Genomic DNA, 23,580 nt, shown 5'->3' on the forward strand with positions numbered 1-23,580 from the left:
GGACCGCTCAACCCCCGAAAAGTTCGGGCTCCCCGGGCTTCGCGGGGACCGGGCGGCACGGCGCAACCGGTCCGGTCGCGACATCGAACTCCAACGAGACGCGTACGCCCTGGTCGCTCGTGACGCCCTCGGGGAGATCTTCGGCGAGTTGTTCGGGGGCCATCGGTTCTGCCGACCATGCCAGCACGAAGGTCTCGCCCTCGCGGATCGCGCCAGGCGGGATCATCACGGCGATGTGGTCATCGCCGACCGAGGTTTTCAGACCGGTCAGTGTTCGAGACACGACGGTGTATCGCCCGGGCGCGCAGGTCTGGAGTTTGGAGAGATAGGTGATGTCGGCGGCGATGCCATGCTCCTCCAGCGCTCGCTCCAGTCCGGCCGCATCCTCGGGTGCGTTGATCTCCACTCGGATCTCGCCGGCGTTGCCCTCTTGGACCGAGTACGCCGGGGTCGGGCCGAGTCCGGGCACGATGAGTACGCCCGCGATGGCGGCGGCTGCGGTGGCACCCAAGGCGGCCAGTCGACGTGTGGGACGGGCTCGCTGGGGCCGTTGCCTGGCTAGCTCATCTTGCAACTGGTGCAGCAGGGCGGTTTCGAAGGAATCGAGTTGGGTGTTCATCAGATCACCTCGGTAGGGATGAGTTCGGGAAGGGACAAAGCCATTGCTGCCCTGGCGCGGTGGTAGCGGACCCGGGCGTTGCCGGCGGTAATGCCGAGACGCTTGGCTGCCTCGGTTAGGGACAGTCCGTCGATGGCGACGAGTTCCACAACCTCGCGTTGCTTGGCAGGCAACGCCGAGAGAGATCGATAGAGCTGCCGGGTGGCGCGTTCGGCGTCCAGCCGTTCGTTGATCCGATGCGTCGATGCGTCGTCGAGCAGCGCCCGACCGGACAGCCGCGACACGGCGCGCAACTCGCGGGCGCGACGCCGATGATGTCCTGCCACCACATTGCGCGCGATGCCGGCCAGCCACGCGGCCGGTGGACCGTGCGACTCCTGATAACGCGCCGCTGATTCGATCGCTGCGACGAAGATGTCCGCCGTCAGGTCGGCTGCGGTTTGGGCATCATCGACGCGACGAGCGACGTACGAGCGTACGAACGGCAGGTGCTCGCGATAGAAGGCCTCAAGGGCTTCTGGGTCGTGCCCGATCGTCGCGCTCACATCTGTTCTTCGCCGATGGGGCCTGCCGCGTTACAACGTGTCGAGGGTCGCGCAGAGATCCGCCCAGAGATCCTCGACGTCCTCGATGCCGACGCTCATGCGTACCAGGGATTCCGGCGTTGTGGCAGGTTCGGTCGCCCAGCGTCGACGGCGTTCGAAGGTCGACTCCACGCCACCGAGAGACGTGGCGTTGGACCACAGAGTCGTGCCGTGCGTCAGCGCGTCGGCGGCCTCGGCGCCGCCGGTGAGCTCAATGGCCAACATCGCGCCGGACCCGGGATAACGCACCAGCGAGATCGCGGGGTGTTCCGCCAATCGCGCGGCGAGTTCGGCGGCGTTGGCGCACGACCGCTCGAAACGCAGCGGGAGCGTACGAAGTCCGCGCAGCGCGAGGAACGCCTCCATGGGGCCGGGGATGCCGCCGGTGAGTTCGCGCCGGTGCCGAAGCACCTCGTGGATCCGCTCGTCGCGGGTAACAAGCGCGCCCATCAAGACGTCGGAGTGACCAGCGATGAATTTTGTCGCGGAATGCACGACGATGTCGGCACCCAGGTCGAGCGGGCGTTGCAACAACGGCGTGGCAAATGTGTTGTCGACGACCACGGCGGCTCCAGCAGCATGCGCCGCTTCGATCAGTGGCACCAGGTCGGTGACCTCCATTGTCGGATTGGCAGGGGATTCGAGCCACACCAAAGCCGTGTCGTCGTCCATCGAGTCGATGACCGCCTGGGTGTCGGTCATGTCGACCAGCAGGGTCTTGATCCGCCCGCGAGATTCGAGATCGGCCAACTCTTGGATCACGCCCATGTAGCACTTTTCGGGCGCCAACACCGTCGCCCCTTGCGCGACCAGGTCAAGCACCACCGTTGCGGCAGCCATGCCGCTGGCAAAGCTCAGTGCGCGGCCCCCTTCCAGTGCCCCGAGCGCATCCTCGAAGGCCACCCAGGTGGGGTTGCTGGCGCGGGCATAGCCGACCTCCGCGCCCGCGACGTACGTCGAGGTGAACGTGACCGGCTCGTTGAACGCCGCACCCGCGACCTTCTCGGGCCGCCCGGCGTGCACCGCAGTGGTCGCGGGCGAGTGGTGGCGTACGGGCATGTCATCGGCCATGCCAGCAGACTAAGGCCGTACGCTCGACGCGATGAACGAGCACCGGAAACCACGTGTCGCGGTCGTCTTCGGCGGCCGTTCCAGCGAGCACGGCATCTCCTGCGTCACCGCGGGTTCGGTGCTCGCCGCCATCAACCGGGACAAGTACGACGTGGTGCCGATCGGGATCGCGACCGACGGCGGCTGGGTGCTCGAATCCGGGGATGTCTCGCGTCTGGCGATTGCCGGACATGACGACCCGTTGCCTTCTGTTGACGCGAGTTTGCCCACTGTCATGCTTTCCCAGGCTGGCGCCAACACCGATCTGGTGGTGACCGAGGTGGGCGCGCCCCCAGCGGTGTTGGGCGAGGTCGATGTGGTCTTCCCCTTGCTGCACGGCCCGTGGGGTGAGGACGGCACGATCCAGGGGATGTTGGAGATGGCCGGCGTACGTTATGTCGGCGCCGGCGTGCTCGCCTCGGCCGTCGGCATGGACAAGGCGTTCATGAAGATCGTGCTCCAATCGGCCGGGCTGCCGGTCCTCCCGAGCGTGACCGTCACCCGCCGTGATTGGGAACGCGACCAACTGTCGTGTCGCGACCGGATCTCCTCGCTCGGCTTCCCCTGCTTCGCCAAGCCTGCACGCGGCGGTTCGTCGTTCGGGATCTCCAAGATCCACGACTCCTCCGAAATCGCGGCCGCCATGGAGGTGGCGATGCAGCACGATCCCAAGGTGTTGATCGAGCAGGCTGCGCCGATCGGCTCGCGGGAGGTGGAGTGCGGCGTACTCCAATCTCTCGACGGCGATCCAGAGACCTCGCTGCCGGCCGAGATCCGGATCGGTGGCGACCACGAGTTCTATGACTTCGCGGCGAAATACCTTCCCGGCGAACACACCAGCCTCGAAGTGCCGGCCGATCTGCCTGACGACGTGATCGCCCGGATGCAGGCCCTGGCTGCCCAGGCCTTCACTGCGCTGGACTGCGAGGGACTGGCGCGGGTCGACTTCTTCTATCTGCCCGACGGCTCGCTGGTGATCAACGAACTCAACACGATGCCGGGCTTCACGCCGGTGTCGATGTATCCGGCGATGTGGGCGGCCTCCGGGGTGGACTATCCGGACCTCGTCGATCGGCTGATTTCGCTGGCGCTTCGGCGCGACACGGGGCTTCGCTGATCGGCGCCCGGCGTGGGCGTCGAGCGGACTGTGGTCCGCTCAACCCCCAACGAACCGGGGGCTTAGCGGACAAATCGGGTGCTCAGTCACCCGCACGCGTCGATTTTCGTCAACGTACGCTTGATCGGGCGCGCCAACTCGACCAGAGCCGCAGCGACTCCTTCGGGTCGATAGCGCCCGGGTACGACCAGCGAGACCGCGGGCGCGCGGTCGACCACGGTGATGGTGACGTCGGCAGCCGAGTGCGCGGCCTCGTCGGGGTCGGCGAACCACGCCACCCCGTTGGCGATGTCGCACGTCGAGATATCCGTGAAGGACGAGGGCTTGGAGACACCGCATGTCAAGACGTACGCCGGATCGCCCCATGCTGCCCCGGGCGCGTTGTCGGGGTCGATGGGGCGACGCAACTCGTCGGCCAGTGTCTTGGGCAACGCGTCGACGAGCGCGGCGCACGCCGCGCGATCCGGCCCGGACAGATCTGCGGTCTCGATCGACACCTTGCTCGATCCGCAACCTGACACGGCCACCAGCAGTGCGAACATGGCGACGCCCCGCACCACTGGTGCGAGGCGTCGTGAGGTGGTGGACAACTCAGATGTGGACGACCGGGCAGGTCAACGTACGGGTGATGCCGTCGAGGGTCTGGACCTTGGCGACCACGAGCTTGCCGAGCTCGTCGACGTTCTTGGCCTCAGCGCGCACGATCACGTCGTAGGGACCCGTGACATCTTCGGCCAGCGTGACGCCCTTGACGCCCGCGATCGCCTTGGCGACCTCGGCCGCCTTGCCGACGTCGGTCTGGATCAGGATGTAGGCCTGCACGACCATCTTGGGCTCCTCTGCTGGTGGGTTCTGCGTGGTGATCTGGGCGGGCGCCGCGCGCCCGAGCCCTGCTCAACCTACCGGATCTGATGAGATGGCCGCATGGCATCCTCTGCTCCTCGGACCACCAGCGCAGCCGTCTTCGAGCAGACGTTGGGCGAAGCTGGGGGAGTTCGGTCTGATTGAGGCGCTCACGCCGTTGTTGGGTGGCCAGGACGACGAGCGCATCCTGATCGGTGCGGGCGACGACGCTGCCGTACTCCGCATCAAGACCGGCCACGTGGTCGTCTCGACCGACGTCATGGTGGAGGGCCGCCACTTCCGCCGTGAGTGGGCCGAGGCGCAAGATGTCGGCCACCGTGCTGCTGCTCAGAACCTGTCGGACATCAATGCGATGGGTGGTCGTGCGACCGCGTTGACCGTCGGCCTGGCAGCCCCGGCAGGCCTGCCCGTCGAGTGGGCCTTGGATTTCGTACGTGGTGTGGTCGCCGAGGCGGCCCTCGTCGGTGCGAGTGTCGTCGGAGGAGATCTGACTCGTGCGGATCAGATCGTCATCTCGATCACGGCGCTCGGGGCGTGCACGATCGCTCCAGTCTTGCGTTCGGGTGCCGAACCAGGGGACGTACTCGCGCTTGCCGGGCGCCAGGGCTGGGCCGCCGGCGGCCTGGCCGTGCTGGGGCGGGGTTTTCGCTCACCCCGCGCGCTGGTGGAGGCCTATCGACGCCCCGAACCTCCCTACGACGAGGGCGTACGCGCTGCGGAGGCGGGCGCCACCTCGATGATCGACATCTCCGACGGCCTGCTGGCCGAGGCCGGGCATCTTGCGGATGCCTCGGGAGTGGCGATCGACGTACGCAGTGCCGCGTTCACCGTGCCCGAGCCTCTGCAAGCCGTCGGCTCGGCACTCGGTGCGGATCCGCTCGGCTTCATCCTCGGCGGTGGGGACGACCATGCGTTGCTCGCGACATTCTCCGAGGCGTCTGCTGTCCCGTCCGGGTGGTCGGTGATCGGCACCGTCCGAGAGGGGGCTGGTGTCACGGTCGACGAGGAGGCGTACGACGGCCCGACAGGGTGGACGCACTTCTGACGGCTCCGTGTGACCGAGTCTCACGGTTCGTGACCTATGCATCGGTTACACACCGTGAGAGTCCCCGGCCGGCCGGGGACTCCGCGTCCGGAAATAGCTCCGAAATAGCGAAACGGCCCGCCCGAAGGGCGAGCCGTCAGCGAAGGGCGAGTCAGCGAGAGACCTTGCCGGCCTTGAGGCAGGAGGTGCACACGTTGAGGCGCTTGGGCGTGCCGTTGACCTTGGCCCGCACCCGCTGGATGTTGGGGTCGAACCGGCGCTTGGTGATCTTGCGCGACCACGGACGGTTGTTGCCGAAGTTCGGGCTCTTGGCACAGATGTCGCAGACGGCGGCCACCGGGCACTCCTGAAAAGTCGAGGTTGGAACGGAATCGGCCCGCGCGGTCGGCAGCAGGCAACCGAAGAAGAGTATCCGACCTGGACCGAGAGCCGAAATCCGCGCGGATACCCCGGACGCCCCCTGCCGTCGGTGCCTGGGACTAACCTTCACCGCAGCGTGACCGCGGTCACCCCAAGAGCATTCCCGACAGGCCAATCCCGAGAGGCGAGGACATCATGGAGCAGGTGCCACCCGGCAGCCACATCGCGCTGTCGGTCGTGCTCCGCTTTGCCGACATCGCCGCCGACGCCCTGAGCGCGGCGCGCGAAGAGATCGACGCACTCAACGTCTATCCGGTGCCGGACGGCGACACCGGCACCAACATGTTCCTCACCATGGCGGCCGGTCGTGACGCGATCCGCGAAGCCGCCGACCAGGGTGCCGACCTACCGACCGCACTCGCCGCCCTCGCTCGCGGCGCGTTGCTGGGCGCGCGCGGCAACTCCGGCGTGATCTTGAGCCAGATGCTCGGTGCCGTCTCTGCGCGCATCAGCAAAGCGACGGCAGACGAACGCAACGCCGTGATCATGGCCGAGGCGCTCAGCGAGGCGACCGAGGCGTCGTACGCAGCTGTCGGCACCCCTGTCGAGGGCACGATCTTGAGCGTGTCGCGTGCGGCGGCCGAAGCGGCGCGTGAGCAGGCGGCGCAGGAGAATGCCCGCGCGGGGGAGGTGTTCACGAAGGCGGCGCACGCGGCACGCGAGGCGCTCGCACGTACGCCCGAGCAACTCCAGGTGCTGCGCGATGCGGGGGTTGTCGATGCCGGCGGGCGCGGACTGAGCGTGATTCTCGACGCGGCCGAGACGGTCTTGACCGGGCGCAGACCCGCGACCGTACGGCCCACGCTGGGGCGGCACACCATTCCTCTCGTCGCGACCCCGGCTGACCAGCCCGTTGTGGGCGTCGACCTCACCGAGGGCGGCCCGGCGTACGAGGTGATGTATCTCCTCGACGCCGAAGACTCGGCGATCAATGGATTGAAGGAGACGCTGGCCGGGCTCGGTGACTCGTTGGTCGTCGTGGGTGGCGCCGGGCTGTGGAACGTGCACGTACATGTCGACGACGTCGGTGCCGCGGTCGAGGCTGGGATCGCCGCCGGTCGACCCCACCGGATCAAGGTGACCCATTTCGCCGAGCAGGTCCAGGCGGCCAAGGCGACTCGTGCGGCCACGCACTCGCGTGGCAGATCTGTCGTGGCAGTGGCGGCCGGTCCGGGGTTGTCGACGCTGTTCTCCGATGCCGGGGCGATCGTGGTGGAGGGAGGTCCCGGGCGTCGGCCTTCCACCGGCATGCTCTTGGAGGCCATCGAAGCATCCGGTGCCCACGAGGTGATCGTGCTGCCCAACGACGCAGATTCCGTACGCGTGGCGGAGTACGCCGCGCGCACCGCCGAGCACGACCACGGGCTGCGCGTCGCGGTCATCCCGACGCATGCGCAGGTCCAGGGGTTGGCCGCGCTGGCCGTGCACGAGCCCGGGCGGGCTTTCGACAGCGACGTTCTGGAGATGACCGCGACAGCCCGGCACACCAGACACGGCGCCGTCACGATCGCCGCCAAACATGCGTTCACCAGCGCGGGCGAATGCGAGGTCGGCGATGTCCTCGGCGCCATCGACGGCGACTTCGTGGTGGTCGGCGATGACGCGGACGAGGTGGCACGCGCCATCGTGGCGCGCCTGCTCGGCGGGGGTGGTGAGTTGATCACGCTCGTGTCGGGCGTTGACGAAGGCGCCCACGCCCTGGCCGAGACCTGCCGTGACTGGATCGAGGAGAGCCACCATCTGGTCGACACCACCGTCTATGCGGGCGGACAGGACCGCTATCTGTTGCTCATCGGAGTGGAGTAATGACCGGTATCTCACCCGAGAGCCCGCTTGCTTCGGTCTTCGGCCGCTCCCATAACAAACGCAAACTGGTCGAGGACGGCCTCGGGATCACCAGTGTGGGTCAACTTCTGCGGCATTTCCCACGTCGCTACATCACGTCCACGGAGATCTCGGAGGTCGCGACCCCGGTGGAGGGACAGCAACTCACGATCATCGGTGAGGTCCGCTCCTGCGACAGCGCCGACTTCTTCCGCGGCAACCGGCGCCAATACCGCACCACCGTGCGGCTGCGCACCGACGGACCCGACTTCAGCGTCACGCTGTTCAGCCCGTACGCCAAGCAGGCCCAGGCCTATGAGGATTCCTACCCGCGGGGCAGCCGCGTGCTGTTCACCGGCAAGGCCAAACTCTTCCGGCAGAGCTGGCAACTTGAGCAGGCACACGGGTTCGCGCTGGGCAGCCAGGATGCCAGTGGGCTGAGCAAGCTCATCCCGGTGTATCCGCTCACCGCGAAACTCTATTCATGGGACCTGCAACGGGTGATCGCGTCGGCGCTGGACATGGTCACCGGGGTCGAGGACGTATTGACTCCAGCGCTGCGCGAACGCTTCGAGGTGCTCGACGTGATGCAGGCGCTGCGCTGGATCCACGGTCCAGACGAGTGGTCGCAATTGGGGGCGGCGCAGAAGCGGTTCCGTTTCGAGGAGGCGCTGACCCTGCAACTGGTGATGGCGCGGCGACGGGCCGCGCTGCGCGACCAGGGGGCCCAGGCGCGCGGTGGGGCGCGCGAGGGCCTGCTCGCCGCCTTCGACCGGCGGTTGCCGTTCTCGCTGACCCAGGGGCAGCAGGACATCGGTGACCTGATCGCCGGCGAACTGGCGTTGCCGCATCCGATGAACCGGCTTCTGCAAGGTGAGGTCGGCTCCGGCAAGACGCTGGTGGCACTGCGCGCAATGCTCCAGGTCGTCGACTCGGGAGGACAGGCGGCCTTGCTGGCCCCGACCGAGGTGCTTGCCCAGCAGCACTACAGGTCGATCAGCGCACTGCTGGGTGACCTGGCTCAGGGCGGCATGCTCGGCGGGGCCAGTGAGGGCACCCAGGTCGTGCTGTTGACCGGCTCGATGAACAAAGCGGCACGTCAGGAGGCGTTGCTCGACATCGTCTCCGGCGAAGCGGGGATCGTGATCGGCACGCATGCGATCTTGCAACAGCACGTGGAGTTCGCCGACCTCGGACTTGTGGTCGTCGACGAACAGCACCGCTTCGGCGTGGAGCAGCGAGCCGCGCTTACCGACAAGGCGGGCACCCCACCGCACGTCCTGGTGATGACTGCGACGCCGATCCCGCGCACGGTGGCGATGACGGTCTTCGGCGACCTGGAGGTCTCCACGCTCGCCGAGCTTCCCGCCGGCCGTGCCGAGATCACTACCAACGTGGTCCCGCTCGCCGACCAGCCACACTGGATCGATCGGGTGTGGCAGCGCGTACGCGAGGAGGTCGAGGCGGGCCATCAGGTCTATGTGGTGTGTCCGCGGATCAGTGCCGACACCGGCGAGGAGGGTGAGTCGGACCAGCTCGACTTCGACGAGGACGGCAACCCGCTGCCGCCCAAGCGCACCTTGGCCAGCGTCGAGGAGGTGTCCGCGGATCTGGCAGACGGCGCTCTGCGGGGCCTGCGTGTGGCGCCGTTGCACGGTCGTCAGCATCCAGATGACAAGGACCGTACGATGCGCGCGTTCGCGGCCGGACAGATCGACGTGCTGGTCTCGACGACCGTGATCGAGGTCGGGGTCGACGTCCACAATGCGACCGCCATCGTGCTCCTGGACGCCGACCGCTTCGGCGTCTCGCAGTTGCATCAGTTGCGTGGGCGGGTCGGTCGTGGAGGCCTGCCGGGGCTGTGCCTGCTGGTGTCCCACGCCGACCTGGGCTCCGATGCCCGGGAGCGTCTGGATGCCGTGGCCGCCACCACCGACGGATTCGCCCTCAGCAAGGTCGACTTGGAGGCCCGCCGCGAGGGTGACGTGCTGGGAGCCAGCCAGTCCGGCGTCCGTTCCAGTCTGGTGAGCCTGCGGGTGCTGCGTGATGAGAAGACCATCGTCTCTGCCCGAGAAGCCGCTGAGGCATTACTCTCCGAAGACCCGGAACTCGAGACCGCCCCGGCACTCGCGCAGGCGGTTTCTCGGGTCGAGGCGTCCAGCGCCTCAGAGTTCCTGGACAAAGGTTGAAATTGAGATGACGCGGATCATTGGCGGCAAAGTCGGTGGACGGCGCCTCCGGACGCCTCGAGGTGGGGCCACCCGGCCGACCTCCGATCGCGTGCGCGAGGCGCTGTTCTCGGCTGTGGAAGCCTGGTGCGGGTCACTGTCGGGGCTGCGGTTCCTGGATCTGTACGCCGGCTCCGGTGCGGTCGGGCTGGAGGCGTGGTCGCGTGGGGCCGGGGTGGTGACACTGGTCGAGCAGGACCGGCGTACGGCTGCGCTGATCCGCGCCAATGCCCACGAACTCGGGTTTCGCGCGGCAGACGTGGTCGCGGCCTCGGTCCGAAGCACGCTCGCCACCGCGCCCCGGGCCCCGTTCGACGTCGTCTACTCCGATCCGCCCTATCCGCTCGCCGACGATGCCGTGGCCGGTGATCTCGCCCAACTGGTCGCCAACGGTTGGCTGGTGCCAGATGCGCTGGTCATCGTGGAGAGGTCCGCTCGAGGCGCTGATCTGGGGTGGCCTGGCGGGCTCCGGAGCCATCGAGACCGGACCTATGGCGACACGCGCCTTTGGTACGGTCACGCGAGCCAACACGCCGCAGACTCGCAGGAGGACGACTGATGCGCCGCGCGGTCTGCCCCGGGTCCTTCGACCCTGTCACCAACGGTCACCTCGATGTGATCGCCCGCACCGCCCGACTCTTCGACGAGGTCGTCGTAGCGGTCGGCGTCAACGTCTCGAAGAGTCGACTGTTCGACCCCGAAGAGCGGCTGGCGATGCTGGAGCGGGCCACCGCGGATCTGGCCAACGTACGCGTCCAGGGCTTCACCGGGCTGATCGTGGACTTCTGCCGCGAGATCGACGCCGTGGCGATCGTCAAGGGGCTGCGCGGCTCGACCGACTACGAGTACGAACTCCCGATGGCCCACATGAACAGCCACCTCACGGGGGTCGAGACGGTCTTCGTGCCCGCGGCAGTCGGCAACGCGTTCGTCTCCTCCAGCCTGGTCAAGGAGGTCGCCGGGATGGGCGGCGACATCGCCGGGTTGGTGCCGGAGTTCGTACGCGAGGCCCTGCTCGCCAAACTGTCCACCCGTTGACCCGCGGGTTGTGGCGGTGGAGACCGTCGGTTTGGGCGCCGGGCTTCCGGCTGGCTAAGATTCCGGAGATTTGTTGTGCCCGATCACGGGAAGTGAACTCTTGAACCGCCTCGACCCGAGAGCGCCGCTCGTGCTCGACACTCGCGAGCTCGGCCGCCGCCCGGGGTCGTCGCGTCAAGTGTCACGGACCGTGCCGGCCCCAGCAGATCTTGGTATCGAAGTCCTCGCTGTCCCCCAAGATGCGCCGGTCGAACTCGACCTGCGTCTCGAAGCGGTGATGGAGGGGGTGCTGCTGAGCGGCACGGCGACAGCCGAGCTCGCAGGGGAGTGCGTACGGTGCCTGGAGCCGATCCGCGACGAAGTCGTGGTCGACCTGCAGGAACTCTTCGTCTATCCCGATCAGCAGGACTCGGCTCGTGATCACGGAGATCACGAGTTGGCCGACGAGACCAGCCGGCTCCAGGACGACCTGCTCGACCTGGAACCCTTGTTGCGGGACGCGGTGGTGCTTGCACTGCCATTCCAGCCGTTGTGTGCCGACGACTGTCCGGGACTGTGCATCGAATGTGGTGCACGGCTCGCGGACGATCCGGACCACACGCACGGTGAGGCGATCGATCCGCGCTGGGCCTCCCTGGCGGCACTTCAGCAGGACCCCGAAGCAGAGAAGTCTTAAGGAGATCACCATGGCAGTTCCGAAGCGGAAGATGTCGCGCAGCAACACGCGTCACCGTCGTTCGCAGTGGAAGGCCGTTGCGCCGACCCTGGTGACCTGCGCCAACCCCGCCTGCGGTGCCAAGCACCTGCCGCACCGTGCCTGTGGCACGTGTGGGCAGTACGGCGCCAAGGGCGAGCGCCGCCAGGTCATCTGAGCCGGACCGGTCCACTGACCAACTACCCCGAGTTGCGTGCTGCGCTCGGAGATCCGACGTTGGATCCCGAGCTGCTCGAACGCGCCCTGACGCACCGGTCGTACGCCTATGAGAACGGCGGCATCCCGACCAACGAACGTCTGGAATTCCTCGGGGACTCGGTGCTCGGCGTCGTCGTCACCGAGACGCTCTATCTGACCCACGAGGACCTGTCCGAGGGTCAGTTGGCCAAGTTGCGCGCAGCCGTGGTCAACGCGAGGGCCTTGGCCGAGGTCGCGGTCCGGATCGGCCTGGGCCGCCACATCAAGTTGGGCCGGGGCGAAGAGGCGACGGGCGGTCGCGAGAAGGCGTCCATCCTCTCCGACACCGTCGAGGCCGTCATCGGAGCGGTTCACCTCTCCGGCGGCATCGAGGCGTCGGGGCCGGTCGTACACCTGCTCTTCGACCCGTTGATGGAGACGGCTGCCAGTCTCGGGGCGGGGTTGGACTGGAAGACCTCGCTTCAGGAACTGACCGCGTCGCGTGGGTTGGGTGTGCCGGAGTACGTGATCGCGGCCGAAGGCCCCGACCACCTCAAGGTCTTCACTGCGCAGGTCCGGGTGCTCGACGACTTGTATGGCCATGGGGTCGGGCGCTCCAAGAAGGAGGCCGAGCAGTTGGCGGCCTCCACTGCTTATGCCGAGTTGGCGGCTGTGCCCGGCGAGCCGGTCGCGCCGGCCACCGATGCCTGAACTTCCCGAGGTCGAGGTCGTCCGAGCCGGTCTCGAGCGTCACGTCGTCGACCGCGAGATCGAGTCGGTGCAGGTCCTGCACCCTCGACTCGTACGCCGTGATCTGCTCGGGCCAGAGGGGTTCGCGCTGGCGTTGATCGGCCGGCGATTCGTCGCGGCCCGGCGCCGAGGCAAATATCTGTGGCTGCCGCTGGACAACGACGATGCCCTGCTCGGCCACCTGGGCATGAGCGGGCAGATGCTCGTCCAACCGGCCGGTGCGCCCGACGAACGCCACTTGCGGGTGCGCTTCGGACTTGGTGCGTTGGAGCTGCGTTTCGTTGATCAGCGCATGTTCGGCGGCTTGCTGTTCTCCGCTGGAGGCGCCGAGTTGCCAAGGGAGATCTCGCATATCGCGCGTGACCCGCTCGACCCCGAGTTCGACGAGGGGGAATTCGTACGGCGCGTGCGCGCCAGCGATTCAGCGATCAAGCGGCAACTGCTCAACCAGAGCTTGATCTCGGGCGTCGGCAATATCCATGCCGATGAGGCCTTGTGGCGTGCTGGCATCCACGGCGAGCGTGCCGGATCGCGATTGTCACGAAAGCAGGTGCTGAAGCTGCTTGGTCATGCACGCGACGTGATGGGTCAAGCGCTCGGTGAGGGCGGCACCTCGTTCGACGCGCTTTATGTCAACGTCAACGGAGAGTCGGGGTACTTCGATCGCTCGCTGAAGGCGTACGGCCAGGAGGGGCTGGAGTGCGAGCGTTGCGGCGCGCCGATTCGCCGGATCGCGTTCATGAACCGGTCGTCCTACTTCTGCCCACGCTGCCAGCCACGACCTCGGTCGCCCCGGTAGCGAACGCTGGAATTGATGTAGGGCTGACAAGCCCGTCAGGCCATGCGCGCACGGAGCACCTCCGCCGAAACCGGGTCTTGACGCCTAGCAGTGCTTGCCGGATCATCACACTCGCTTTGGTGGATCGAGGGCCTTCGGGAGGCTCGGCAGTGTCACGTTCACGGCCGCATCGATGACGGCGAGCACCTCAGTCACGCTCCCGATCATCTTCAGTACCGCTGGGGGGGACGCCGCCGGGGAGCGCGACGGTCACGGGCACCCTGGATGCCGGGTCCGGGGGTGCCTGTACCTCCTCATCAGCGACCACCACTGTGGCGCTCGTTCCTGATGTCAAGGCGGAGGTGCCCATGCCATCAGAGGGCTTGATCAAAACCGGGGAACCCATCTCTTTTACTTTCGCATTCACCAATGTCGGGATGGCCGACACGTCCGGCACGAACACTGTCAGGATCAACAAGGCATCCGATCCGGGGACATGGGACGCCACCAGTGTTCCGGCGGGATGGACCTTGGTAAGCGGGACGCCGGATGCGTACTTCGAATATGTCACGACAGATCCGACCTACACCCTTGCCGTCGGCTCATCGGTCAGTTTCAATTACACCTACACGAAGACCTCGACGCTAGTCGGGGTCGCGATCGTCGGCGGGCAGGTAGTGAACGGATCTGGCGGAGAGACAAACTACTGGAACAACCGCCAGGACCTGTTGATTCAAAGCCAGTAGTCGGGCCCCGAGGGGTCAACGCGCAGCGCTTCCATGGCGCTCAGACTCGGCTTCTTGATGCTTAAGACCGACTGAATAGACCGAGACCGCCCAGTCGCTGTCGGGGGCGTACGGATGGAACTCCCAGGTCGCGAACCGGTGCTCCTTGACCAGCCCAGCCGCAGCGGCGTCGACGTCCAACTGGTCGGGCGTGTAATAGCGCTCGCTGAAGAAGCCGAACGCGATTCGCCCGCCTGGCCGCAGCACGGACGCCAGATTCGCCACGATCTGCGCCTCGGTGCCCTCGGCCACGAAATGCATCACGTTGCCCGCGCACACGATCACGTCGTAGTTCTCCGCCAGCCCGCGTTCGGCCAACGCAGCACCCGAGAGTCCGGCCAGATCGAGCACCGCTAGCGGCACTTCGGGATAGAAGCCTTGACCACGCTCGATCAGCAGTGGGTCGGCGTCGATGCCGACTGCCTGGTGACCGGCGCGAGCCAGGGCAGCCGCGACTCGACCGGTGCCGCAGCCGGCATCGAGGATGCGCGACCCACGAGCCGCCATCGCGTCGACGAAACGAGCCTCACCGTCGATATCACCGCCGTCTTCGGCGATCTTGATGAACCGCTGGGCGTACTCCTCGCGACCGGCAAGGTCTCGGTGCTCGAACCAGCGAGGAGCTGCGGGACTGTCGTTGCTCACGACTGGATGGTTGCATGAGGGCCATGACCGATCTTGCTGCGCCTCTTGACGATCTGGTCGCCAGCCTGCCCGACGGCGTGGTGATCACCGATCCCGCAGGGCTGGAGAAATACCGGTTCGACTGGTCCAAAGACCCGGATGCGGGCACGCCGATCGCCGCAGTGCGAGCAGAGACGGCCGAGCACGTGCAAGTGGCCGTACGTTGGGCCGCGCAGCATCGGGTCCCGGTGGTGCCCCGTGGGGCGGGCAGCGGGTTGTCTGGCGGGTCGTCGGCCGTCGACGGCGGCATCGTGATCTCGCTGGAACGCATGCGCGCCATTGAGATCGACACCGCCTCGGGGGTCGCGGTGGCCGAACCCGGCGCGTTCAATGCCGAGGTCAAGACGGCAGCGCTCAGCCACGGGCTCTGGTATCCGCCGGACCCGAGCTCGTACGAGATCTGCTCCATCGGCGGCAACGTGGCTACCAACGCGGGCGGGCTGTGCTGTGTGAAGTACGGCGTGACGACCGACTATGTGCTCGGCCTCGACGTGGTGCTCGCGGACGGCACCCTGATCACGCTGGGCGGCAAGCGGATCAAGGACGTGGCCGGGCTGTCGCTGCTGAAGCTCTTCGTGGGCTCCGAGGGGACGCTAGGCATCGTCACTCGGGCGATCTTGCGACTGGTGCCCGCACCCCTGCCCGCCTCGACGCTGGTGGCGTCCTTCGATTCCGTCGCCGACTGCGCGGCTGCTGTCGTCGCGATCCGGCAGGTGATGCGGCCCTCGATGATGGAGTTGATGGACAACGCCGCCATCAACGCGATCGAGGACTTCACGCCGATGGGGCTCGACCGCGACACGGCCGCACTGCTGATCGTGCAGTCCGATGCCCCCGGCGCCGCGTGCGCCGACGAGATCGCACGCGTCCAGGCCGCCTGCGAGGCGGCGGGTGCGCGTGAGGTGTTCACCACCGACGACCCAGATGAAGGGGGGATGTTCGTCCAGGCACGCCGGGCCGCGTTCCCGGCGATCGAGGCGCGCGGCGCGCTGATGCTGGAGGACGTGGGGGCGCCGATCCCGGTGCTGCCGGAGTTGCTTGCGGCCGTGGCCGACATCGCGGAGACGTACGACGTGGAGATCCCGGTCGTGGCGCACGCCGGGGACGGCAACACCCACCCCATCATCGTCTTCGATCTGACCGACCCCGACGCCGAGAGGCGGGCGCGGGAGGCGTTCGCCGAGATCATGGCGGCGGCGATCCGGCTGGGTGGGACGATCACCGGCGAGCACGGGGTCGGGCGTACGAAGAAGGCGGCCTTGCCCGCGCAACTCGGCCAGGAGGTGATGGCGCTGAACCAGCGCATCAAGGAGGCACTCGATCCGGACGGGATCCTCAACCCCGGCGCGGTGTTGTAGGTCCCAGAGTGCGCGGTCGCCGTGACGTAGGCTGAGCCAGCGCTCGCTTCCCCGGCCATCCCGCGCACCGATGTTGTCGTCCCACGAGGAGCCGTGCGTTGTATCTGAAGAGCCTGACCCTCAAGGGGTTCAAGTCCTTCGCCTCCGCCACGACGCTCCAGTTGGAGCCGGGCATTACCTGCATCGTGGGCCCTAACGGCTCGGGTAAGTCGAACGTCGTCGACGCGCTCGCGTGGGTGATGGGCGAGCAGGGCGCCAAGAGTCTGCGCGGCGGCAAGATGGAGGACGTCATCTTCGCGGGTACGTCCGGTCGGCCCCCGCTGGGCCGCGCGGAGGTGCTGCTCACGATCGACAACACCGACGGCGCGCTGCCGATCGAATACTCCGAAGTGACCATCTCGCGCACGATGTTCCGCTCCGGTGGGTCGGAATACGCGATCAACGGGACCCACTGCCGACTTCTCGATGTGCAGGAACTGCTCAGCGACTCCGGCATCGGCCGCGAGATGCACGTCATCGTCGGCCAGGGCCAACTCGACACGATCCTGCACGCCACGCCGGAGGACCGGCGCGGGTTCATCGAGGAGGCCGCCGGGGTCCTCAAGCACCGCAAGCGCAAGGAGAAGGCGCTTCGCAAACTCGACTCGACCGAAGGCAACCTGACCCGCCTCAACGACCTGCTCGTCGAGATCCGCCGACAGCTCAAGCCACTGGGCCGTCAGGCCGAGGTGGCCCGCAAGGCGGCTGCGGTGCAGGCGACCGTACGAGACGCGCGGGCCCGGTTGCTCGCCGACGACCTCGTCACCGCGCGTACGGCGTTGGAGCAGGAGTTGGCCGACGAGTCGATCCTGGTCGAACGGCGTACGCAGGTCGAAGCCGCCGTCGCCAGCGCACGTGAACAGGAAGCCAGCCTCGAAGCAGCGCTGCGTGAAGACCTGCCGGCGCTGGCCGCGGCCCAGGACACCTGGTTCGCCCTGTCGGGGTTGCGGGAGAAGTTGCGCGGCACCCAGTCGCTGGCAGCAGAACGCGTACGCAATGCCGCGGGCGTGCAGGGCGAACTCGAGTTCGACTCCGGCCGTGACCCCGATGCTCTGGAGGCGCAGGCGGCGCAGGTGCGCGAGCAGGAGCAGGCGATCGACACCGAGATCAACGGTCTGCGTACTTCGCTGGAGACCGCGCTGGCCGCGAAGCGCGCCGCCGAGGACGCCGCGGCGAATGAAGAACGCCGGGTCGCGGGTCTGTTGCGAGCCGCTGCCGATCGGCGCGAGGGACTGGCCCGGCTGCACGGGCAGGTCAACGCGTTGAAGTCGCGTGCCAGTGCCGCCGCCGACGAGATCGGTCGACTCGGCGAGGCGCAGGAGGACGCCACGGCGCGTGCGGATCGAGCCCAACGCGACTACACGGCTCTGGAGACGCAGGTCGCCGGTCTGGACGCCGGCGAAGAGGGGCTGGACGCGGAGCACGAGGCCGCATCCGCGCTGCTCGACGACTTGGAGGAGCGGCTGGCCAAACTGCGAGACGAGGCCGCGCAGGCCGATCGCGACCGCGCCTCGCTGGCCGCGCGCCGCGATGCGTTGGAGATGGGACTCAATCGCAAGGACGGGGCGGGCGCGCTGCTCGCCGCGACCGACTCGGTCTCCGGTCTGCTGGGGTCGGTCGCCGCGCTGCTCACGGTGCGGCCGGGCTTTGAAGCCGCCGTCGCCTCGGCGTTGGGGCAGGCGGCCGACGCGGTCGTCGTACGCGACTCGGGCGCGGCGGTCGACGCGATCGGGCACCTCAAGAGCGAGGACCTGGGAAGGGCCGGGTTGTTGTTCCCGGTCTCGGCCGACGACGTCGCCAAAGCGCGCGAGGGCTGGCCGGCCTTGCCGGGCGAGGTGTCGTACGCCGTTGACGTGGTGGAGGCTCCCCAAGACCTGGCCGGCGCGCTCGACCGGATGCTGTTCAAGGTGGCCGTGGTCGACGACCTGGCGGCGGCGCGTTCTTTGGTCTCCGCGCTGCCCGACGTCACCGCCGTGACGCAGGAGGGCGATGTCTTCGGAGCGCATTTCGCCTCGGGAGGCTCGTCCAGCCAGCCGTCGCTGCTGGAGATCCAGGCCGCTGTCGACGAGGCTGCCGCTGCGCTGGCCGAGGCGACCGCGTCGGGCGAGCGATTGGGCTTCGAGATGTCGCGGTTGGACGCCGAGCGCCTGGACGCGCAGAAGCGGGTCGACGTAGCGCTTGCCCAGTTGCACGAATCCGACGCCACCTTGGCTGCGGTCGCCGAGGAGTTGGGACAGTACGGCTCGCAGGCCCGCTCGGCGCGCGCCGAGGCCACTCGGCTCGCCGACGCGATCCGAGCCGCAGAGGAGGCCCGTGATCGCGACCTGGCCGGACTGGCGGATCTGGAGCAGCGGCTCACCACGGCCGAGGAGGCACCGGACGAGGAGCCGGACACCGGCGAGCAACAGCGACTGACCGAGGCTGCCAGGGCGGCTCGGGGTGGCGAGATGGAGGCGCGCCTGCAGTTGCGTACGGCCGAAGAACGCGCTCGCGCCCTGCACGGTCGCGCCGACATGCTGCTGCGCAATGCCGCCGCCGAACGCGAGTCGCGCGCCAAGGAGGCAGCGCGCCGCGAACGGCTGATCCGTGAGGGTCGTGCCGCTCAGGCGGTGTCGCAGGCGTGTCGCGTCGTGCTGGAGCGACTGGACCGTTCGGTCGAGGCCGCCGCGGTGGAACGCGCCCGGGTCCAGGAGTCGCGTACCGAGCGTGAGCAGGCACTGTTGGAGGCGCGCGCATCTTTGCGTGACCTGGGCCGTGAGCACGACGAACTGGTCAACTCTGTGCATCGCGACGAGTTGGCGCGCACCCAGCAGCGGATGCGGATAGAACAGATCGAGGACCGCGCACTGGAAGAGCTCGGTCTGGAGCCGGAGGGCCTGATCGGTGACTACGGCCCGGACCAGCGGGTGCCGTTCGTGGGCGAGTTGGCAGAGGGCGAGGACGAGCCTGAGCCCCTGCCGTTCGTACGCGAGGAGCAGGCCAAGCGGCTCAAGGCCGCCGAGCGCGATCTCAACCTGCTCGGGCGGGTCAACCCGCTGGCATTGGAGGAGTTCACCGCGATGGAGGAGCGGCACAAGTTCCTCACCGAGCAGCTCGAAGACCTCAAGCAGACCCGCAAGGATCTGCTCGACATCGTCCGTGAGGTCGATGCCCGCGTCGAGCAGGTCTTCACCGAGGCGTACGCCGATGTCTCCAAGGCTTTCGACTCCACCTTCGCGCGTCTTTTCCCGGGCGGCGAGGGGCGCCTGGTGCTCACCGATCCGCACGACATGCTCGCGACCGGGGTCGAGGTCGAAGCCCGACCGCCGGGCAAGAAGGTCAAGCGGCTCTCGCTGCTCTCAGGTGGCGAACGCTCGCTGGTGGCCGTGGCCTTCCTCGTCGCGCTCTTCAAGGCCCGTCCGTCGCCCTTCTACATTCTCGACGAGGTCGAGGCTGCGCTCGACGACACCAACCTCGGACGCCTGCTGGAGATCTACGAGGAGTTGCGTGAGAACTCCCAACTCCTGGTGATCACTCACCAGAAGCGCACCATGGAGGTCGGCGACGCCCTCTATGGCGTCACCATGCGCGGCGACGGGGTGTCCGCGGTGATCAGCCAGCGCCTGCGCGAGAACGTCTGACCCTCGCGGGGGGCTCCTGACGGCCCGTCCCACGGTCGAAAGAACTGCGGCCTGGGTCTGGCCCAATGTCAGTCGCGGGCTGCCCGCGGCCGCAGTTCTTGGGTGACTCTGGGCCTCAGCCGCCGGCGCGCAGCACCGCGTCGTACGCCGGGAGTGTCAGGAAGTCCGGGAAGTCGGACGCCAGCGCCGTCTGCGCGAACAGATCGCGAGCCGTCTCCCACTGCGCCAGGGTCTCCTCGGAGGCACCCTGCACGCGGGCCGCGGCGACGAGGGCGTCGTACTCCGACGCGACGATCTGCAACACGAGTTCGCGCGTCACGGTCTCGCCGGACGCCAAAGTCGCGCCGTTGAAGATCCACTGCCACACCTGCGAGCGGGAGATCTCGGCCGTGGCCGCGTCCTCCATCAGGTTGTGCAGCGCGGCGGCTCCGTTGCCGGAGAGCCAGGCCTGCAGATAGGCGATGCCGATGTTGACGTTGCCGCGCAGGCCTTCGAGCGTACGTTCGCCGGGAGTCGCGGAGACCGACAAGAGGTCCGCAGCGGAGACGGAGACGGTGTCGCGCTGACGTTCGGCCTGATTGGTCGCCCCTTCCAGCACGTTGTCGAACATCTCCAGGCACAGGGGCACGAGGTCGGGGTGCGCGACCCACGAGCCGTCGAAGCCCGCCTGAGCCTCGCGGGTCTTGTCCTCGCGCACCTTTGCGAACGCGCGTTCGTTGACCTCGGCGTCGCGTCGCGAGGGGATGAAGGCGGCCATGCCGCCGATCGCGTACGCGCCGCGCCGGTGGCAGGTCTTCACCAGCAGGTCGGAGTACGCCGCCATCATCGGTGCCGTCATCGTCACCGCGTTGCGATCGGGCAGGGTGAACTCCGATCCGGCATCACGGAAGTTCTTGATGATCGAGAACAGGTAGTCCCAACGTCCCGCGTTGAGCCCGGCCATGTGCTCGCGCAACTCATAGAGGATCTCGTCCATTTCGAACGCTGCATTGATCGTTTCGATGAGCACCGTCGCGCGGATCGTCCCGTGGGGCACGCCGAGCGCTGCCTGGGCGTGGGTGAAGACGTCGTTCCACAGCCGCGCCTCCAGGTGTGACTCCATCTTGGGCAGATAGAAGTACGGCCCCAGTCCACGCGAGATCAGCTCGTGGGCGTTGTGGAAAAAGTAGAGCCCGAAGTCGACGAACGCCGCGACCAGGGGAGTGCCATCGAGGGTCAGGTGCTGCTCGTCGAAGTGCCAGCCCCGTGGACGAGGCAGGATGACCGGGACCGAAGAAGGGTCCTTGAGTGCGTACGACTTGCCCTCCGGCGAGGTGAACGAGATCGTCCGCCGCACCGCGTCGAAGAGGTTGACCTGGCCGCCGATCACGTTGACCCAGTGCGGGGTGTTGGCGTCCTCCAGGTCGGCCAGCCAGACCTTGGCGCCGGAGTTGAGCGCGTTGATGGTCATCTTCCGCTCGGTAGGCCCGGTGATCTCGACTCGGCGGTCTTGCAACGGCGCCGGCACAGGCGCGACCTTCCAGGCCCCGGCACGTACGTCCGCGGTGGAGGAGAGGAAGTCCAACGTGCCCGTCCGCGCGATCTCCTGACGCCGGGCGACTCGCGCCTGCAGCAGTTCGTCGCGGCGTGCACCGAACGTCCGTTGGAGATCTGCAAGGAACGCGAGCGCATCAGGGGTCAGGATCTCGTCGCTGCGCTCCACGCGCGGGCCGGTGATCTGGATCTCACTCATGGGACCGATACTCCCACCATGAGTGTGAAGCAGCCACCGACGCGAGAGGCGTACGCCGCCTGGCGTACCGCCACCACCAGATGGGCCGACATCGACGTCTATGGCCACCTCAACAACGCGCGCTACTTCGAGTTGATCGACACGGCTGTCAACGCCCACCTGGCCGAGGCCACGGGTGTCGACATCCGTACGTTGGACGCCATCGGGGTCGTCGCGGAGGTCGGCTGCCGGTACTTCGCCGAGGTCGGCTACCCGGACCCGGTCGAACTCGGGCTCGCGGTCGAACGCGTCGGCACCACGTCGATCATCTACCGGATCGGCATCTTCCAGGGGCGGGAGACGGCGAGTGCCGAAGGCCGCTTCGTGCATGTGTACGTCGACAACACCGACCCGGCGCGCCCTTCGACACCGATCCCGGTTCAGATCCGAGAGGTGGTCGCCGCGCTCCCGACGTACGAGTGACGTCCCCCACGTCGGACGCGACTCGCCGGGCAACGAATCGCGACATCTCGCCCTCGTCTGCCACCGTGGGGACATGACTGCCCTCGTGATCGCGATGCTCCTCATCGTCCTGGTCTCCGCGGCCGTCGTCGTGTACGTCGCCTACCCCCACCGCGGTGAGCGGATGCCGGTCGTACCGCAGATCGGCGACGCGATGAGCAAGGCCGTCGACCAACTGCCGACCGTCGATCAGACCACCGACTGGCCCGCGCCTGCAGAGCCTGGGGTCAAGAGCAGCGCGCAGTCGGGCTTGCACCGCTCCTGACCGGGCGCCGTTGCTGCCGAGCGCGCTCTCGTGCCGCGCGCGTGAAAGACTCGCCGCATGGGTGACTGGCTCTATCTGATCATCGGCATCGCCGTCGTCGGCGTGCTTCTTCTCGTCGGACTGGTGACGAGTGGTCGCCGCAAGGCGCCGCCCGCCCCGACCCGTGGCACGGACGTCATCGTCACGCCTCCGGGCGACACGGAGATCGAGGCTCCCGAGCAGCCGACCGACGTTGTCGAGCCGGTCACGCCCACGCTGGAGAGGCCGGAGAGCACGGCCTCTCGCCTCGTCCGCCTGCGCCAGCGTCTCGCGGGGTCGCAGGGCACTTTCGGTCGTGGTCTGTTGTCGCTGCTGAGCCGCGACCGACTCGACGAGGACACCTGGGAGTCGCTCGAAGACACGTTGCTGACAGCCGACATCGGCGTCGCACCGACGCAGCAGGTCGTCGAGAACCTGCGTACCCGGCTGCGCGTCCAAGGAGACAAGAAGCCCGACGTACGCGGAGTGCTGCGCGAGGAACTCGTCTCTTTGGTTGATCCGTCGATGGATCGCCGCCTGCAGATCTCGGGCACCGACGGCAAGCCGGGCGTCGTACTCATCGTCGGCGTCAACGGCGCCGGCAAGACCACCACGGTGGGCAAGATCGCGCGCATCCTGGTCGCCGAGGACAAGTCCGTCGTGCTCGGCGCGGCCGACACGTTCCGCGCTGCGGCTGTCGACCAACTCGCCACGTGGGGCGAGCGCGTCGGCGTCGAGGTGGTCCGCGGCGAGGAAGGTACGGACCCCGCCAGCGTCGCCTTCGACGCGGTCAAGGAGGCGGTCGCTCGCGACGTCGACACGGTGATCGTGGACACCGCCGGGCGCCTGCAGAACAAGGCCGGGCTCATGGACGAACTCGGCAAGGTCAAGCGTGTCATCGAGAAGCAGGCACCGGTCACCGAAGTGCTGCTCGTCCTCGATGCGACGACCGGGCAGAACGGCCTGATCCAGGCCAAGGTCTTCTCCGAGGTCGTCGACGTCACGGGCATCGTGCTGACCAAGCTCGACGGCTCCGCCAAGGGTGGCATCGTGGTCGCGGTGCAGAAGCAACTCGGCGTACCCGTGAAGCTCGTCGGTCTCGGTGAGGGCCCCGACGACCTTGCGCCCTTCGACCCCGAGGCCTTCGTCGACGCGCTGCTCGGCTGAGCGCCCATCGCTGCATGGTTTCGAGACGCTCGCTCCTCGACCACCGGCCAACCGTGGGGTAGTTCAGTACGAAATGGTCGCGATCCTTCGTCCGCGACGACCATTTCCGCACTGGACTACCCGGGGTGCCGACCGCTGGTTG

Annotated in this window: 24 protein-coding genes; 16 read left to right on the forward strand and 8 right to left on the reverse strand. The window is 67.7% G+C overall.

The window, feature by feature from the left end; translation table 11 throughout:
- Positions 1–7 precede the first annotated feature (7 nt).
- From V9G04_04660 to V9G04_04670, 3 genes are read right to left on the reverse strand one after another with little or no spacing between them, the layout of a single operon-like run.
- On the reverse strand, positions 8–619 hold the full coding sequence (locus tag V9G04_04660) for a hypothetical protein (protein ID MEI2712589.1): 612 nt from the start codon (positions 617–619) through the stop codon (positions 8–10).
- Positions 619–1,164, reverse strand: a complete 546-nt coding sequence (locus V9G04_04665) for an RNA polymerase sigma factor (GenBank protein MEI2712590.1) — start codon at positions 1,162–1,164, stop codon at positions 619–621. Before V9G04_04665 ends, V9G04_04660 begins: the two co-directional genes overlap by 1 nt.
- A 30-nt stretch (positions 1,165–1,194) precedes the next feature.
- Positions 1,195–2,274 (reverse strand): PLP-dependent transferase, encoded by a 1,080-nt coding sequence (locus tag V9G04_04670; GenBank protein ID MEI2712591.1) that lies wholly within the window; start codon positions 2,272–2,274, stop codon positions 1,195–1,197.
- Positions 2,275–2,305: 31 nt separating this feature from the next.
- Here V9G04_04670 and V9G04_04675 point away from each other — a divergent pair, with 31 nt between their 5' ends.
- A complete protein-coding gene (locus V9G04_04675) occupies positions 2,306–3,430 on the forward strand; it encodes a D-alanine--D-alanine ligase family protein (GenBank protein ID MEI2712592.1) in 1,125 nt (374 codons plus the stop codon).
- Between the two features lie 86 nt (positions 3,431–3,516).
- On the opposite strand, the gene V9G04_04680 is transcribed toward V9G04_04675, so the two are convergent.
- Positions 3,517–3,990, reverse strand: coding sequence for a DUF3515 domain-containing protein (locus tag V9G04_04680; GenBank protein ID MEI2712593.1), 474 nt, complete (start codon positions 3,988–3,990; stop codon positions 3,517–3,519).
- A gap of 31 nt (positions 3,991–4,021) precedes the next feature.
- Positions 4,022–4,258 (reverse strand): Lrp/AsnC ligand binding domain-containing protein, encoded by a 237-nt coding sequence (locus V9G04_04685; GenBank protein MEI2712594.1) that lies wholly within the window; start codon positions 4,256–4,258, stop codon positions 4,022–4,024.
- Between the two features lie 88 nt (positions 4,259–4,346).
- Between V9G04_04685 and V9G04_04690 the strand changes: the two genes are divergently transcribed.
- Positions 4,347–5,339: a thiamine-phosphate kinase gene (locus V9G04_04690; GenBank protein MEI2712595.1), complete on the forward strand. Its 993-nt coding sequence runs from the start codon at positions 4,347–4,349 to the stop codon at positions 5,337–5,339.
- 151 nt (positions 5,340–5,490) lie between these two features.
- Here the strand turns inward: V9G04_04690 and rpmB are convergent, their stop codons facing one another.
- The gene (gene rpmB / locus V9G04_04695; protein ID MEI2712596.1) at positions 5,491–5,676 is read right to left on the reverse strand and encodes a 50S ribosomal protein L28; all 186 of its coding nucleotides are present in this window, start codon (positions 5,674–5,676) and stop codon (positions 5,491–5,493) included.
- A 218-nt stretch (positions 5,677–5,894) separates the two neighbouring features.
- Here rpmB and V9G04_04700 point away from each other — a divergent pair, with 218 nt between their 5' ends.
- The 9 genes from V9G04_04700 (at position 5,895) to V9G04_04740 (ending at position 14,015) form a co-directional block, all read left to right on the forward strand.
- Entirely contained in the window at positions 5,895–7,565 is a 1,671-nt protein-coding gene (locus V9G04_04700) for a DAK2 domain-containing protein (protein ID MEI2712597.1), read from the forward strand.
- The gene (locus tag V9G04_04705; protein ID MEI2712598.1) at positions 7,565–9,772 is read left to right on the forward strand and encodes an ATP-dependent DNA helicase RecG; all 2,208 of its coding nucleotides are present in this window, start codon (positions 7,565–7,567) and stop codon (positions 9,770–9,772) included. Before V9G04_04700 ends, V9G04_04705 begins: the two co-directional genes overlap by 1 nt.
- Positions 9,773–9,779: 7 nt before the next feature.
- Positions 9,780–10,370 (forward strand): 16S rRNA (guanine(966)-N(2))-methyltransferase RsmD, encoded by a 591-nt coding sequence (rsmD, locus tag V9G04_04710; protein ID MEI2712599.1) that lies wholly within the window; start codon positions 9,780–9,782, stop codon positions 10,368–10,370.
- Positions 10,370–10,849 carry a pantetheine-phosphate adenylyltransferase gene (gene coaD / locus V9G04_04715; protein ID MEI2712600.1) on the forward strand — a complete coding sequence of 160 codons (480 nt, stop codon included), beginning with the start codon at positions 10,370–10,372 and terminating at the stop codon, positions 10,847–10,849. Before rsmD ends, coaD begins: the two co-directional genes overlap by 1 nt.
- Before the next feature lie 100 nt (positions 10,850–10,949).
- Entirely contained in the window at positions 10,950–11,525 is a 576-nt protein-coding gene (locus V9G04_04720; protein ID MEI2712601.1) for a YceD family protein, read from the forward strand.
- A 10-nt stretch (positions 11,526–11,535) separates the two neighbouring features.
- Entirely contained in the window at positions 11,536–11,721 is a 186-nt protein-coding gene (gene rpmF, locus V9G04_04725) for a 50S ribosomal protein L32 (GenBank protein MEI2712602.1), read from the forward strand.
- Positions 11,722–11,780: 59 nt separating this feature from the next.
- Positions 11,781–12,452, forward strand: coding sequence for a ribonuclease III (rnc, locus tag V9G04_04730; GenBank protein MEI2712603.1), 672 nt, complete (start codon positions 11,781–11,783; stop codon positions 12,450–12,452).
- On the forward strand, positions 12,445–13,290 hold the full coding sequence (gene mutM / locus V9G04_04735; protein ID MEI2712604.1) for a bifunctional DNA-formamidopyrimidine glycosylase/DNA-(apurinic or apyrimidinic site) lyase: 846 nt from the start codon (positions 12,445–12,447) through the stop codon (positions 13,288–13,290). The genes rnc and mutM overlap by 8 nt, the downstream gene beginning before the upstream one ends.
- Positions 13,291–13,601: 311 nt before the next feature.
- Positions 13,602–14,015: a hypothetical protein gene (locus V9G04_04740; protein ID MEI2712605.1), complete on the forward strand. Its 414-nt coding sequence runs from the start codon at positions 13,602–13,604 to the stop codon at positions 14,013–14,015.
- Positions 14,016–14,030: 15 nt separating this feature from the next.
- Here the strand turns inward: V9G04_04740 and V9G04_04745 are convergent, their stop codons facing one another.
- Positions 14,031–14,699 carry a methyltransferase domain-containing protein gene (locus V9G04_04745; GenBank protein ID MEI2712606.1) on the reverse strand — a complete coding sequence of 223 codons (669 nt, stop codon included), beginning with the start codon at positions 14,697–14,699 and terminating at the stop codon, positions 14,031–14,033.
- Between the two features lie 23 nt (positions 14,700–14,722).
- Between V9G04_04745 and V9G04_04750 the strand changes: the two genes are divergently transcribed.
- Together V9G04_04750 and smc are read left to right on the forward strand one after the other, a co-directional pair.
- The gene (locus V9G04_04750) at positions 14,723–16,096 is read left to right on the forward strand and encodes an FAD-linked oxidase C-terminal domain-containing protein (GenBank protein ID MEI2712607.1); all 1,374 of its coding nucleotides are present in this window, start codon (positions 14,723–14,725) and stop codon (positions 16,094–16,096) included.
- A gap of 98 nt (positions 16,097–16,194) precedes the next feature.
- On the forward strand, positions 16,195–19,755 hold the full coding sequence (smc, locus tag V9G04_04755; GenBank protein ID MEI2712608.1) for a chromosome segregation protein SMC: 3,561 nt from the start codon (positions 16,195–16,197) through the stop codon (positions 19,753–19,755).
- 115 nt (positions 19,756–19,870) lie between these two features.
- On the opposite strand, the gene aceB is transcribed toward smc, so the two are convergent.
- Complete coding sequence (gene aceB / locus V9G04_04760) at positions 19,871–21,487, reverse strand: malate synthase A (protein ID MEI2712609.1); 1,617 nt, start codon at positions 21,485–21,487, stop codon at positions 19,871–19,873.
- An 18-nt stretch (positions 21,488–21,505) separates the two neighbouring features.
- Between aceB and V9G04_04765 the strand changes: the two genes are divergently transcribed.
- From V9G04_04765 to ftsY, 3 genes are all read left to right on the forward strand, one after another.
- Positions 21,506–21,949 (forward strand): acyl-CoA thioesterase, encoded by a 444-nt coding sequence (locus V9G04_04765; GenBank protein ID MEI2712610.1) that lies wholly within the window; start codon positions 21,506–21,508, stop codon positions 21,947–21,949.
- 73 nt (positions 21,950–22,022) lie between these two features.
- Positions 22,023–22,253 carry a hypothetical protein gene (locus V9G04_04770; GenBank protein ID MEI2712611.1) on the forward strand — a complete coding sequence of 77 codons (231 nt, stop codon included), beginning with the start codon at positions 22,023–22,025 and terminating at the stop codon, positions 22,251–22,253.
- 57 nt (positions 22,254–22,310) lie between these two features.
- Positions 22,311–23,438: a signal recognition particle-docking protein FtsY gene (gene ftsY / locus V9G04_04775; protein MEI2712612.1), complete on the forward strand. Its 1,128-nt coding sequence runs from the start codon at positions 22,311–22,313 to the stop codon at positions 23,436–23,438.
- Positions 23,439–23,580 lie beyond the last annotated feature (142 nt).

This window comes from Nocardioides sp. (assembly GCA_037045645.1).
In the GTDB taxonomy this organism is placed as follows: Bacteria; Actinomycetota; Actinomycetes; order Propionibacteriales; family Nocardioidaceae; genus Nocardioides.